13 protein-coding genes and 4 tRNA genes are annotated in these 13276 nt (G+C 68.3%); 7 read left to right on the forward strand and 10 right to left on the reverse strand.

What is annotated here, in order from left to right; all coding sequences use genetic code 11:
- On the reverse strand, nucleotides 1–466 hold a 466-nt coding region (locus KA217_09000; GenBank protein ID MBP7712584.1), incomplete at its 3' end, for a methyltransferase domain-containing protein.
- Nucleotides 467–1417: 951 nt separating this feature from the next.
- On the opposite strand from KA217_09000, the gene KA217_09005 reads away from it, so the two are divergent.
- Entirely contained in the window at nucleotides 1418–2662 is a 1245-nt protein-coding gene (locus tag KA217_09005) for an outer membrane protein transport protein (protein MBP7712585.1), read from the forward strand.
- A gap of 320 nt (nucleotides 2663–2982) precedes the next feature.
- Here KA217_09005 and KA217_09010 read toward each other — a convergent pair whose 3' ends face one another.
- Both KA217_09010 and KA217_09015 read right to left on the reverse strand, forming a co-directional pair.
- Complete coding sequence (locus tag KA217_09010) at nucleotides 2983–4473, reverse strand: hypothetical protein (GenBank protein MBP7712586.1); 1491 nt, start codon at nucleotides 4471–4473, stop codon at nucleotides 2983–2985.
- Between the two features lie 457 nt (nucleotides 4474–4930).
- The gene (locus KA217_09015) at nucleotides 4931–5086 is read right to left on the reverse strand and encodes a hypothetical protein (GenBank protein ID MBP7712587.1); all 156 of its coding nucleotides are present in this window, start codon (nucleotides 5084–5086) and stop codon (nucleotides 4931–4933) included.
- Nucleotides 5087–5468: 382 nt separating this feature from the next.
- On the opposite strand from KA217_09015, the gene KA217_09020 reads away from it, so the two are divergent.
- The gene (locus KA217_09020; GenBank protein MBP7712588.1) at nucleotides 5469–6032 is read left to right on the forward strand and encodes a twin-arginine translocation pathway signal protein; all 564 of its coding nucleotides are present in this window, start codon (nucleotides 5469–5471) and stop codon (nucleotides 6030–6032) included.
- A gap of 159 nt (nucleotides 6033–6191) precedes the next feature.
- On the opposite strand, the gene KA217_09025 is transcribed toward KA217_09020, so the two are convergent.
- Nucleotides 6192–6668, reverse strand: a complete 477-nt coding sequence (locus KA217_09025; protein ID MBP7712589.1) for a CIA30 family protein — start codon at nucleotides 6666–6668, stop codon at nucleotides 6192–6194.
- Between the two features lie 180 nt (nucleotides 6669–6848).
- On the reverse strand, nucleotides 6849–7415 hold the full coding sequence (locus KA217_09030) for a chalcone isomerase family protein (GenBank protein ID MBP7712590.1): 567 nt from the start codon (nucleotides 7413–7415) through the stop codon (nucleotides 6849–6851).
- 197 nt (nucleotides 7416–7612) lie between these two features.
- Here KA217_09030 and hemG point away from each other — a divergent pair, with 197 nt between their 5' ends.
- Together hemG and KA217_09040 are read left to right on the forward strand one after the other, a co-directional pair.
- Entirely contained in the window at nucleotides 7613–8152 is a 540-nt protein-coding gene (hemG, locus tag KA217_09035) for a menaquinone-dependent protoporphyrinogen IX dehydrogenase (GenBank protein MBP7712591.1), read from the forward strand.
- Nucleotides 8153–8194: 42 nt separating this feature from the next.
- Nucleotides 8195–8713, forward strand: coding sequence for a nitrogen fixation protein (locus KA217_09040; GenBank protein MBP7712592.1), 519 nt, complete (start codon nucleotides 8195–8197; stop codon nucleotides 8711–8713).
- A 60-nt stretch (nucleotides 8714–8773) separates the two neighbouring features.
- Here the strand turns inward: KA217_09040 and KA217_09045 are convergent, their stop codons facing one another.
- Entirely contained in the window at nucleotides 8774–9478 is a 705-nt protein-coding gene (locus KA217_09045) for a hypothetical protein (protein MBP7712593.1), read from the reverse strand.
- Nucleotides 9479–9824: 346 nt separating this feature from the next.
- Here KA217_09045 and KA217_09050 point away from each other — a divergent pair, with 346 nt between their 5' ends.
- The 3 genes from KA217_09050 (at nucleotide 9825) to KA217_09060 (ending at nucleotide 12849) form a co-directional block, all read left to right on the forward strand.
- Entirely contained in the window at nucleotides 9825–10937 is a 1113-nt protein-coding gene (locus KA217_09050; GenBank protein MBP7712594.1) for an NADH:flavin oxidoreductase/NADH oxidase, read from the forward strand.
- A gap of 117 nt (nucleotides 10938–11054) precedes the next feature.
- A complete protein-coding gene (locus KA217_09055; GenBank protein MBP7712595.1) occupies nucleotides 11055–11555 on the forward strand; it encodes a DUF1294 domain-containing protein in 501 nt (166 codons plus the stop codon).
- A 121-nt stretch (nucleotides 11556–11676) separates the two neighbouring features.
- Nucleotides 11677–12849: an ATP-binding protein gene (locus KA217_09060; protein ID MBP7712596.1), complete on the forward strand. Its 1173-nt coding sequence runs from the start codon at nucleotides 11677–11679 to the stop codon at nucleotides 12847–12849.
- Between the two features lie 11 nt (nucleotides 12850–12860).
- On the opposite strand, the gene KA217_09065 is transcribed toward KA217_09060, so the two are convergent.
- The 4 genes from KA217_09065 to KA217_09080 form a co-directional block, all read right to left on the reverse strand.
- Nucleotides 12861–12936 (reverse strand) — tRNA-Lys (locus tag KA217_09065).
- A 14-nt stretch (nucleotides 12937–12950) separates the two neighbouring features.
- Nucleotides 12951–13026: transfer RNA gene (locus tag KA217_09070), tRNA-His, on the reverse strand.
- A 26-nt stretch (nucleotides 13027–13052) separates the two neighbouring features.
- Nucleotides 13053–13129, reverse strand: a tRNA-Arg gene (locus KA217_09075).
- Between the two features lie 45 nt (nucleotides 13130–13174).
- A tRNA-Pro gene (locus KA217_09080) sits at nucleotides 13175–13251 on the reverse strand.
- Nucleotides 13252–13276 lie beyond the last annotated feature (25 nt).

A 13276-nucleotide genomic window follows, 5' to 3' on the forward strand; every position in this document is an offset into this window, starting at 1 on the left:
CGTAGGGGTCGTCCGGATAAAAGAAGGTGGAGCCGTGATCGCCCTCGATCGCGGTCACCGTGCCACCGGGACGGACGACCCGGGCGAGGCTGCGCAGCGCCCGATCGGGGTCCGGCAGGTGCTCCAGGACGAAGCACAAGAAGACGTGGTCGAAGGCGCCCTCGGCGAAGGGCAGGTGCAACAGATCGGCCTGCTGGAAGTGCACGCCGGAGAGGCCGGCCTCGCAGACCCGCCGTTCGGCGGCCGCCAGGGATTCGGCGGAGATGTCAACCGCCGTGATCGCGGCACCGGGGCTGCGTCGCGCGAGCTCCACGGTCTGCGCGCCGACGCCGCAGCCGGCCTCCAGGACGAGCGAGCCGGCGGGGTAGCCGGTGTCGTGGTGCAGCAGCTCCGCGAGGGTGCCAGCCTGGTCGAGAAGGCGTTGCGCCTCGCGCGGTGTGTAGCCGTGGACGTAATTGGGGCTCATCGTGGGCACATCACCTCCGTGGGGGTTCCGGCGCCGGCGCGACTGGCGGGCGCGGGCCACGGCTCTCGTCGACCTGAGGGGGAGGTTCGCCGGTGGGGTGCTCAGGCAGAGACGCTCGAGCCGGGCCCAAAGCAAAGCGCCCGCCGGCCATCCGCCCGGCGGGCCAGTCGCCGCATCGCCCGAGATCTTGTTCTGGTTCTCGCGCCGGCTCGAGGGCCGGGGAACGGGCTTGGGGGGCACCTTCGCCCCACGCGGCAAGCCGAGTGTGGGAGGAACGAGCGCGGGGTTCAAGCCGGGTGGTTGACGCCCGTCTACACGCCCGGTGCTCCGTCGCGCGCCTTCGAGCCCTGTGCGTGCCCGACCATGCGGATAATGCCGGCCAGCAGGGTGTGGCGGCCGACGCCGGCTGGGCACCGACCAGGACCCGCCGCCGGCAGGCAAGTGTTGAGTTCTCCGACAGGGCGGACCCGGACCCCGCAATCAGCGCAGCCGGGGCCAAGGGGCCCGACCGGCCAGGAGGAGACGAACCGGCCGTCACGAAGCGTGACACTCAGGGTTACACGCCCACCCTAGAACACTCCCTCAATAGCACCCTGGAGGGTCCCGGTCGATGTCCACCGGCCTTCGGTGGCAACTCGCCACCGAGCCCCGAAAGGACTACCTTGACGATCGACCGGTCGAAGCTAACGCTCGAGGACATTAGCGTGGAAGTGGCTTTCATGCTGGGGGGTGTGGGGCACTCCCTCATGGGCGTTAGGAAGCTTGAGATGGCTCAGCGCGACAACAAGACGAGCGAGTGAGAGACGGCGCCAACGGCTTGCACTACCGCGCCTTCCCGACACTCTGAGAGCGCACCCGACCACGCGGAGGTAGACCGAGATGACGATTGCCATCGGGATTAGGGGGTGGGCGCGCGGGGTCGTCTTGGTCGCGCTCGCAGGCGGGGGGCCCTTGACCCCGACGTCCGCGACCGCGGGCGGGGTCATCCTCTACGAGGTCGGCACGGTCGACGTGGGCCTTGCTGCGGCGGGCTACGGCGCCCGCGCCCAGGACGCCTCCACGGTGCTGGCCAACCCGGCGGGGATGACGAGGCTCACGGGTTCCCAGGCGGCCTTCGGGGCCCAGATGCTCTACGGCGACCTCAAGTTCTCGTCCGGCGCCGGCACCTCGGGGGCGCTCACCGGCGGCGACGGCGGTAACCCGGTCGGCTGGTTCCCCGGGGGGAGCGCGTTCTTCAGCCACAGCGTCTCGCCGGACCTCAGTGTCGGCTTCGGCCTCGCCGGTACCTTCGGTCTCGCGTTGGAGTACGACAGCGACTGGGTGGGTCGGTACTACGTGCAGGAGGCGACCCTGATGGGGGTCTCGCTGCTCCCCTCGATCGCCTACCGCATCAACGAGCAGCTCTCCCTCGGGGCGTCGATCAACGCGATGTACAGCAAGATGGAGCAAAAGGTCGCGATCAACAATCCGCTGAGTCCCGAGGACGGACAGCTCAAAGTGGACGACAGCGACTGGGGCTGGGGCGTCAATCTCGGCCTGCTCTACCAGATCGACCCTGCCACCCGCCTCGGCCTCGTCTACAACTCCCAGGTAGTGCTCAGCTTCCAGTCGGACGCCAAGTTTTCCAACCTGGAGCCGTTGCTGCAGGGGCTCCTCGGCGCGCGGGGGTTGCTCAACGCGAAGATTGACCTGGGGATGCGCGTGCCCCAGGGGCTGATGGGCAGCGTGTACCACCAGCTCGACGACCGTTGGGCGCTCCTCGGCAGCGTGGGCTGGCAGGACTGGTCGGAGTTCGGGAGGGTGGACGTCGGGATCTCGGACACCGACAACCCCAAGAGTGTGACCGCCGATCTGGACTACAAGGACACTTGGCACGCCGCGGTGGGCGCCCAGTACCGCGTGAGCGAGCCTTGGCTGCTCCATTTCGGCGTGGCCTACGACTCCAAGTTCCAGAGCGGCGACGTCTCGCCCGCGCTCCCGGCGAACTCCGCCTGGCGCTTCGGCGTCGGCGCGCAGAACGAGGTGAGCAAGACCCTGAGCTGGAGCGTCTCCGGCGCGTACGTCTACACCGGCACCCTGGACGTGGACGGGCAGACTCGCGCACCAGTGGCGCTCGGCGGTCAGGGCGACCTGAAGGGCTCCTTCGAGAACGCCGGCATGTTCTTCCTCGCCGCGACCCTGAATTGGAAGTTCTGAGCTCGGGCCGATCTCAGTGAGTGCGCGGTCTCTGGGCAGGGCAGCCAGTGGAGTGGCGCCAGCCAACCCCCTGGCGCAGGATTCAATCCCATTGACTTCGTCCGGAGACCACTCGCGCGAGGCCGAAGACAGCTTGCTGTAGCTTCATCAGTACATCGCCGAGCACGGCTCACCTGCGGTGGCCCGACGCTGCATGGATGCCATCGTGGAATACTGCGAGAGCTTGGCGACCTTGCCACTGCGCGGGACCCAACGCGACGGCGTGCGGCCAGGCCAGGGTCACAAACTGACGGCCGAGCGGGGCATCACGCGCACGGAGCTCATTGGTCTGCTGCTCGCCGATCTGATTGATTCACGCCAGTTCCAGGCGCGGCCGCGCTGGGTCCTCGACCTGTGCGCAATGCCGATTCTCCGCCGCCAGTGGCCAGAGAACTCGAGAGCATCCGTAACGTTCCGTCATCCTGCATGCGCTGAAAGAGCTCGCGCATCAGTTCGTCGATTGCCCCGGGGTTTGAGTGCTCGTTGTCGTGGCACCCGTGATCGTCACCCTCTCCGACATAGCCGAACTCGCGAGCGAGCTCATAGTTGCGGACCTCCCGCCCGCTGCTATCAGAGAGCCGCGCGCGCAGTATGAACGTCGTGGGATTGCAGAACAGGTTCATTCCGGTCAGGCCCAGCACCAAAGCGGACCCGTACGCACCCATGGTGCCCGGTTCCCTGCGCCCGCCGCCCGCAGTCTCCATGGCCACGGTCAGAACGTAATCGGACGGGGCAAGGCCTGCCGGTGCGCCGAAAACGAACCGCGGGAAAGGCATCGCCTTGACCATGGCGAGGCGCACGGGGCTGGCAGCCCCCGAGATGTCAACGCGCACCAGCGGGGGTACGGGCGCAACCGTAGCGTGCGGTGCAAGCGCGGCGATGAGCTCATCGTCCTGGATCTGCTCGAACAGGCGGTGCACCAGGTCCGTGAACGCGTCCGGCTGCGTCCCCTCGTCGACGCCCACGCATCCACCGCCGGACGTGGCACGGGTGGACACCGACTCGGAGAACGCGTAGCCACGCGTGCGCGCCGGGTCCGGTCCGATGAAGTTGGCGGTGAGCGTGATGGTCGAGGCGGTACAGAGTCCGCCGAGGAGCGTGGAGAGCCCGCCAGTCGCGATAGCGAGGTAGCCGCGGCCAATGCTGAAGCTGCCATGCCGCACGTCAAAGTCGAGATCCACCAGATAATCTTCCGGTCCCCTGGCATAGTCGGTGAGCGCCCAGCGATCGAAGGGTCGCTCGACCCGCGCGACCCGTTCCACCAGTTCCTTCGCCCGATTGCTGAAGATTCGCACGAGGGGGCCGTCCGGCCCCCTGATGCCGAGCGCAATCGTATCGAGAGCCCGGTCCCGCCTCATGTCCTCGTAGATTGCCGCGAGCATGCGAGCGGTGGCGGACTCGATTTCTTCTGGGGTCGGGGTTTCGCCGCAGTGCGGTGCCTGCAGAAGCCACAGCCACGACACCGTCGAGTCGGTCTGCGCATAGGTGCGTGATGCCCCGCCCGGGCCGGTGACGGTAGCCGTCAGGTCATAGGTGCGGTGCCCACATGTGCTCGGATAGAGGGTGAGGAGCAGGATAGTAGTGGCGCGCCAGATGGTCTCGAATTCCGTCTCCGTCAGGTTGCGGTAGTCCAGCCGCAGGTCGATCCGCACGGCAGATGCCGGTGCGTCGTCCGGATTGAAGGTTAACCTGGCGTGCTCGAAGGCCGCCGTCGAGGCGGCTTCAGCGGCCCCCCGAAAACCCGGCGGCGAATCGGGAGCCGCGACGTACACCAGGAGCGGTGCGGTTCCAACCGGCAGTGTTCCACCCGCACCCCCGCCGCCGGCGCAGGCGACAACGAGCCACGCCATGACCAAAGCAAGAAGAGAGGACCTCAGCGGGAGGAGGCAACTGTTACGCATGCAGGCGGTCTGGCGGCACCGCGCCGAGCGGCCCAGCAGGATGAGAGTCGCCCTGCGTATAGGGAGTATAGGCCGCATGAACCGCCTCAGCCGCACCCACCCGCCCCCTTTCAGCCACGTCTGGCAGCGGTTGCCGGCAGCCCCTGCCGGTCTAGTAAGCGAATGAGTTGTGCGCAGACCCTAGCCGCGCCTGTCGAATTCCTCGACGCTCGATCCCCCTCCCGGCGCGGAGAGGTCTTGCCCGCTTCGTCGCGGTGTCAAGGGCCAGCTTTATTGTCCACGCCCGGGGCCACCGTTATTGTCCACTTCAGGTCTCGGTGGGCTCGGGTTAAGGGTTAGGGTTGTCGGTCGGGGTCTCCTGCACACGGTCCCGAAGCCGCGGGGACGGGGGCAGCGTCGGCGGGGTCTCGTCGAAGAGCGGCCCGCGGCGGAGCTCGATGCCGCCGGTCTCGAAGAGCGAGGTAAGGGTGTCGAGGTTGCTCATGGCGTTCCGCGTCGCCCGCTCATGCGAGTCGCCCCCAACCCCGGCGCGAAGCCCGCACCAGGCAGGTGCCGGCCTCGCCGTCGGCTACACGCAGGAGAACTGGGTCGAAGCCCACCGCTACCGCGTGACCAGCACGGTTCTGCCCAGTTCCGCCAGGGAGGTCAGGGACCGGGACTCCTGGAGAGCCCGTAGTTCTTCGAGGTTACGACCGCACGGACGGTATCCCACACTCCGGGGCAGTTCCGCCGAGCCCCGGGGCCGTAAAAGTTTCGGAAATGACAGAGTCACATTCACCGGACTCGTCGGCGTAGCGGTTCGGGGTACTTGGGGCGGGCTCTCTCTGAGGATTTCACATTCGACTTCTTCATTACGGGACAAGCCAATGAACGCACGCAGTCCTCTGACAAGAATCCTGTTCGGCCTTGCCGCCGCAGCCCTCTTCGCGCTGGCACTTCCTGTGGCCGCCGACACCGCGGCCGACATCGAGCGTGAATCCCGCGCGGCGCTGGCGAATCTCTACCGCACGGTGCCAGCCGCCAAGCTCCTCGGCGAGAAGGCGAGCGCCGTGTTGGTGTTCCCGGACATCATCAAAGGCGGGTTACTGATTGGCGGCCATTACGGCAAAGGCACCTTGTTCAAAGCGGACCAGGCCCAAGGCTTCTACAGCTCCAAGGCGGTCTCCTACGGGCTGCAGGCGGGGGTGCAGACCTTCGGGTACGCCCTCCTGTTCGTGAACGAGTCGGCGCTGAAGTACCTGGACAAGAGCGAAGGCTGGGAGCTCGGGATCGGTCCTTCGCTCGTCGTGGTGGACGAGGGGGTCGCGAAGAACATCTCGACCACGACCGCCCGGGACGACGTGTACGCGTTCATCTTTGGCCAGGAGGGCCTGATGCTCGGGATCGGCATCCAGGGCTCGAAGATCACGCGGATCCATCCGGAGAAGTAGCAGGCGGTCTGGGAGACCTTTTGCCGCATTCAAAGTGCGCCCGCCCTCGGGGGACTGACGCCGCTCATGCGGGGACGACCAGGCCAACGGACACAGCCTGGGAGTTGCTCGTGAGCGAAGCAACCGGCCTCGATGTTCTCGGGGGGCAGTTCCACCCGCTCAGCGGTAGAGCGCCACCTCCGCCACACAGATGTCCGCCGTGAACGCGCGGCCGATGGCGAACACGCCGAGGCGCGCCAGCCGCGAGCTATCGAGCGGTTTGCCAGTGCGATAGGCGGTAAACGCCGCGAATGGCAGGCGGACCTCGGTCCAGGCAGGGGGTGCCGTGAAGCTTGCACGGTAGGACTGCCAGGGGAACCAGAGGTCGCGGGTGCGCAGGTGCAGGCCGTAGGTCTCCCCGTTGCCCCGCACCCGCAGGCGCACCCCGGTGAAGCCGGAGGCGTCGAGCGGCGCGTCGTCGGGGTCGAGGTCGAGTCCGGCCTGGACGAACCCGCCGTTGTTCTCCAGCCGGACCTCGCCCGTGAGACGCAGGCAGCGGCGCCCGTCGACCTCCTCGAGACCCACTCGGGCCCGGGAGACACCGCCCATCACGGTGTCGGTGACGGCCCCCCAGGTCGTGCCGAGGGAAGACCGCATCCCCCCCGTCGCAACGTCCGCAATGACCCATTCCTGCACGTTGACAACCTCCGCACCGGCGATGCCGGGCCACGCCATCCCCAGAAGGAGCAGGAACCACCCACGCCGGCGGGCAGAAGGGGTTGCCCGCGCGCGCTGGCGCGCCGGCAGAGAGCCGAGCCCGAACACGCCCACGCCGGCTCAGTTGCCGCCCAGCATGCCGGCCTTCAATCCCTTGTCCGCCGGCTGACTGCCCAGCCAGATCCCGAAGACCGCCTTCTTGAAGGCGAGGTCACCCTTGACCGTGCCCCGGACCGCCCCATTGAAGGACACCTGGACACCCGCGCCGGGGGCGTAGGAAACCTCGTAGACATCCCCCTTCTTCGCCTCCTTGTCGAACAGGGCGTTGAAGGCGGCGATGGCATCGGCGATGGGCGCGGTGTTGCCGCCGGTGCTGGCGGTGAAGCCCTCGGTCCAGGTCTCGACCAGCTTCGCGGGGGAGACCCCGTCATAGATGAAGTGCATGCGTACGGCCATCGGCGCGTCGGCGGAGACGACGGAGTCGGCGTCGGTCGCCTTCGACTTCAGGTAGAGCCCCCCCGCGTACACCTTCACGAACATCTTCTTGCGCAACCCCGCGCCGTTCAGGGCAAGGGTCTGGCCGCCGACCTGGACGGAGTCGGGCAGCGTGACGCCGCCCACGTCGAGGGCGAGTGCTTCGGTGCTGGCGAAGAGTGCGAGGGCGAGAATGGCAATCGAGGCACGCATGGCAGAAGGACCTCCGCGGGCACCGCCCGCACTGGCAACGAGTCTCTGGCCGGCGAACCCTGCCTGGTGTCCTCGCCGACCGCACCGGACCCAGGGCCCCGTCGAGCGATCAACCCGCTGGCTGGCCGGGAGTGGGTCAATGAGACATCATAGTGCCCGTAAGGGGCACAAGCACCCTGCAGGACGGAAGAGACCCAATGAAATCAGTGCTGGTGTTGTACGGCAGCCGCCGGGGCCACACGGCCCGGGTTGCGCGGACGATCTGCGAGAGCATCACCGCCAGCGGCGGCCGGGCGGAGATGATGGAGATCCGCGAGGCCGTACACGAGGGGGTGGACTGGTCCCGATACGACGTGGTCGCGGTCGGGGCGCCGGTAATCTACGGGACCTACTCCAAAGAGGTGTTCCAGTTCGTGGCGGAAAACAAGACCATCCTCGACTCGAAGCCCAACAGCTTCTTCAACCTCTCCGTCGTCGCCCGCACGCCCGCGAAGGCGACGGTCGAGGGCAACCGCTACATGCAGAAGTTCCTCGAGCGCTCGGCCTGGAAGCCCAAGGAGGCGAAGGTCATCGCGGGCAAGGTCGACTACCCGGCCTGGCCCTGGTACGACGTCCTCATGATCCAGATGATCATGAAGATCACGCACGGCCCGACGGACCGGCGGGCCGTCATCGACTACACAGACTGGGACGACGTGCGGGCCTACGGCCGGCACCTCCTCAGCCTGGCCCAGTAAATCAGAGTTCAATCAGTAACCGAACATGCATGAGGACACCCTATGAAGATCGCGGTGGGTAGCCAGAATCGCAGGACCGTCACGGCCCACGCGGGCCGTACGCGGAATTTCTCGGTGTGGGAGGTCGGCGGGGCCGGTTCGGAGCCCACCCAACTCGACTGGATCGAGCTTCCCAGGGAGCTCACCTTCCACGAGTTCCACAGTGACGGTCCCCACCCCATCGACGTCGCGAGTGTGGTCATCGTGGGGAGTGCGGGCCCTGGCTTCGTCCGGCGCGTGGGGGCGCGCGGCATCACCGTCGTGCAGACCGCCGAGACCGAGCCCCGGAAGGCGGTCCGAGACTACCTGGCCGGGACGCTCGCACCGGCGGCCCCTCACGACGACGATCGCGCCCACGATTGCGAGTGCGGGCACGAAGACCACCACGGGCCAGGGCACGCGCACGGTCACGGGCCAGGGCACGGGCCAGGGCACGCCCACGGTCACGGTCACGGGCACGGGCACGAAGGGGACGCAGTGCTCCCGACCCCGCAGGCTGCCGGTCGCGAACGGGAGAAGTGAGGGCGGCGCGGGCTCGGCCCGCGGAAGACAACCTCTAAAGCACCGGTATCGCAGCGCCCCTCAGCGCAACCGGGCCCCGAGCTGGATCGGCGGGGCCCGGTCGCCGGTGACCGCCAGGCCCTCACCGAGGGCTCGGAAGGCCCCCTCGACCGAGGCGCCGACGTCCCGGGGCAGCAACCCGAGCAGTTCCCTCTGGCCCCGGGTCCTGACCACTTCCCACGCTCGCCCGTGAGCCGCCTTCAGGGTGGCGGCTCCGATGCCGGCCCGGCTGCCCGCCTCGGCGAGTGCCGCACCGAGCTCACGTCCCATCACCTCGACCTGTGCGGGTGAAGGGTTCCCCGCGGCAAGCCACGCCCCGAGGTCGATCTTCCTGGATGCCATCGCGGCCAGCACGCTCTCAGCCAGCCGCGCGGACAGACTGCCTTTCGGGGAGCCCGGTCCATCCATTTCCGCCGCGAATCCCTGGTGGCCCAGGATGGCCTCCCGGACCAGGGGGCCGAAGAATTGGGCGTAAGGCAACACGCCGGGGGCACGGAGCACCAGCAGGCAATAGGCGAGGAAGAGCGGGTCGTCCGTCTCCGCGCTCCCCAGGGCCGCCACGAGCGACTGCACCCGCGCGGGGGAAGGCGTCCCCAGGTCGATGGCCCCGCCGGCGCCAGCCGGGAGCGGGGCAAACGCCCCGGGTGCCGAGGCTCCGGATGGGTCGAGAAGTTCCACCACGATGAACCGCGCACCGTCGAGCGCGGCAGAGCTCGGCAGGCGCACGCCCAATACCCCTCGCCCCTCGGGTGTTCCGAGGACTTCACCGACCGGATGCAACTCTCCGGCGGCGGTCACCGCCGACAATCGCGCCCTCTGGGGAGCGAGGCTCGCGGGGACTGCGGCAGCCGCCCACAGGCCCAGGCAAACCCCGAGGAGCCCTGCCGTAGCGGCTGACCCCAGCGAGCGGGGTCCCTGCGTCGACGAGAAGCCCTTGCGCATGCGGCACACCCTGCTGGCAACGAGGAAGGACCACCTCCTCATCGGCCGGGCGGCGCACACGCTTGAGCGCCAAGAGCGCGAATCGTACCCTCGTCACACTCGGTGACGACGGCGAAACAGGACCTACCGCATGAGCATGCTCTTTTCTCCCCTGAAGGTCGGCCAGCTGGAAGTGCCGAACCGGGTCGTGATCGCACCGATGTGCCAGTATTCGGCCGAGGAGGGATGCGCAAGGCACTGGCATCTGATCCACCTGGGGCAACTGGCGGCCTCCGGCGCGGGCCTGCTGATCATCGAGGCCACGGCGGTCGCTCCCGAGGGGCGGATCACCCCGTTCGACCTGGGGCTCTACTCGGACACGGCCGAGGAGGCGCTCGGCAAGGTCATCGGGGCGGCACGCGCGGTCTCGGACATCCGGCTGGGGCTCCAGCTCGCCCACGCGGGACGCAAGGCATCCAGTCAGGCCCCCTGGGATGGAGGCGCCCTGCTCTCACCCGCCCAAGGCGGCTGGCCCACCGTCGCCCCTTCGGCGGTCCCGCACTCCCCCGGGGAGACACCTCCGGCGGCCCTGGACGAAGCGGGCCTGCAGCGCATCCGGCAGGCCTTCGCGCAGGCAGCCGCGCGCGCCGCACGCCTCGGGCTCGACCTCGTCGAGGTGCACGCCGCCCACGGTTATCTGCTGCACGAATTCCTCTCCCCGCTCAGCAACCGGCGCACCGACCGCTATGGGGGCTCGCTGGAGAACCGCATGCGCTTCCCCCTGGAGGTCTTCGAGTCGATTCGCGCGGCCTTCCCCTCCGACAAGCCCGTGGGCGTCCGCATTTCCGCGACTGACTGGGTCGACGGCGGCTGGGACGTCACCCAGAGCATCGCGTTCTCCAGGGCGGTGGAAGAGCGCGGCTGTGCCTACGTGCACGTCTCGAGCGGGGGCCTGTCTCCGGACCAGAAGATGACGGTAGGGCCCGGCTACCAGATCCCCTTCGCGAGACAGGTCCGCGAGCGAGTCGCACTGCCCGTGGTCGGCGTAGGTCTCGTCACCGAGCCGGAGCACGCGGAGGCCATCGTCCTGCAGGGGCAGGCCGACCTCGTCGCCCTCGGCCGCGGCATGTTGTACGACCCCCGCTGGCCCTGGCACGCCGCAGCCAAACTCGGCGGCCAGGTGAGCGCCCCGCGGCAGTACTGGCGCTGCCAACCAGCCGGGCAGGAGAGCCTCTTCGGGGTCACCCGCATGGGCAAGCGCTGACGCAAGATCGACCCGACGCCGCGCCAGACGCGGCGCTGGGCACGGGACCCGGTACGCGGTACCGTCTGGCGCTCGTGGTGGCGTGAGGATTCCGACAGGGTGTCAAGGGCAACTCGCATGAGCGATAACGCGGGCCGCATCGTACGAGGGACCGGGGACAAGGGATTCGGGTTCATCCGTCCCCGCACGGAGCGTACCGGCGGTGGCCAAGGCGCCCGGAGCACGGGCTTGCGCCCTCTGCCGCTCGACACCCGGACCTGGCTCGTTGCCGGCCTTGCGTTGTTCTATCTGGCCGGCGCAGCGAGCGTGCTGCGCACGAGCCCCATTCCCCTTCTGGCCTACCCCGTCGCCAGCGCGCTCGCCTTTCTCGTGTATGCCTACGACAAGTACCGCGCGATCCAGGGGCACTGGCGGGTGCCGGAGTCCACGCTGCACCTTCTGGAACTGGTCGGTGGCTGGCCAGGTGCCTACGTTGCCCAGCAAACGATGCGGCACAAGACGGTCAAGATCTCCTACCAGGTCACCTTCTGGCTGATCGTCGCGGTCCACGTGGCCTTCTGGACGGCGTGGCTCGTGGACCCGGCGATGGTGCGCGAGGCCCTGGCCGCGGCACGGTAGTCGGAAGTAGTCCTGGGTCGCCTCCTACCGCCAAGGCGGCTGCGACAAGCCAGCGGCGTCCCGCGGTCGTTCCCCCGACCGCTCGTTGTGATATACAGAATGAACGGTTATTCTTTCATTCATGTATATCAAAAGGTACGCCGATCAGGCCCTTGAAGACCTCCTCGCCGGCACCAAGGTCGGCATCGTGCTGGGCGCCCGCCAGGTCGGGAAGACCACGCTGGTCGAGCACGTGCTCCAGGGCCGCAGGGCGCTGTTCCTCAACTTCGATGTGGAGGTCGACAAGGCCCGCTTCCGGGCCGCGGCGGCCCTGCCCCCTGCCGACGCCCTGCGCGCCCTCGGCAGCCCCCCGGTGCTGGTCATCGACGAGGCCCAGCGCCTCCCGGAGGCGTCCCGCATCGTCAAGGGCTGGCACGACGCCCGCCTGCCGCTGAAGGTCCTGCTCCTCGGCTCCTCCTCGCTCGACCTCCTCGACCAGGCCGCGGAGAGCCTCACCGGGCGTAACCGCAAGTTGGTGCTGCCACCGCTGCTCTTCTCCGAGACCCTCGCGACCCAAACCTGGGCGACCTCGGAGCTGCCCCGCGAGCACCTCTGCCGGCACTTCGCCCCGCAGCTGCGCGCCTGGCTGCTGCAGCGCCTGGCCTTCGGCAGCTATCCCGAGGTGATCCTGACCCCCGACCCCATTGCCCTGCTGCGCGAGCTCAGCGCCGACTACCTCTGGAAGGACGTGCTGCAGACCGGGCTGGTGAAGACACCGGACCTGATCAGGCGCCTGCTCCTGCTGCTCGCTCACCAGGCCGGCGCGGAGGGGTCGATCAACGAGCTGGCCACGCAGCTCTCGATGGCGCGCCCCACGGTCGAGCGATACCTGGAACTGCTGGAGCAGACCTTCGTGATCTTCCGCCTGCCCTCCTTCAGCACCAACCCGCGCAAGGAGATAGCCAAGGGCCGCAAGGTGTTCTTCTGGGACACGGGGATCCGCAACGCCCTGCTGAACGCCTTCTCCGCCGACGCCCTGCGCCCGGACATCGGCGCCCTCTGGGAGAGCTGGGTCATCGCCGAGATCGCCAAGCGCAACGCGCTGCTCGGCGCCCCCGCCGAGCTCTTCTTCTGGCGCTCCCGCGCGCAGTCGGAGGTCGACCTGGTGGTGAAACAGGGCGATCGCCTGAGGGGCTTCGAGATCAAGTGGTCGGGCCGACCCGCCGCGGGGCGGGCCTTCCGTGACGCCTACGGTGTGACGGTGGAGAAGATCGGACCCGAGAACCCCTTCGCCGCGGAATGGCTTCAGGGGTAGGTCTTTGCTTTTGGTGGGCCGTGGAGGACTCGAACCTCCGACCTACTGATTAAGAGTCAGCAGCTCTACCGACTGAGCTAACGGCCCTTCACTTCAGAACATGGGGTGGGCGACAGGGCTCGAACCTGCGACAACCGGGACCACAACCCGGGGCTCTACCAACTGAGCTACGCCCACCATCAACTCTCTGCGTCCCCTCCGGTTGGCGCGCCCGGCAGGACTCGAACCTGCTACCCTCGGCTTAGAAGGCCGATGCTCTATCCGGGTGAGCTACGGGCGCTCTATCCCCGCGCAGGCCCGGGTTCCCGCCCGGCGTGCTCCCGTCTGGTCGGGGTAGAGGGATTTGAACCCCCGACACCCTGCTCCCAAAGCAGGTGCGCTACCAGGCTGCGCCATACCCCGCGGTAACCGACGCCCGCGAAACAAC

It is taken from the genome of Gammaproteobacteria bacterium, assembly GCA_017999615.1.
In the GTDB taxonomy this organism is placed as follows: Bacteria; Pseudomonadota; Gammaproteobacteria; order JAABTG01; family JAABTG01; genus JAGNLM01.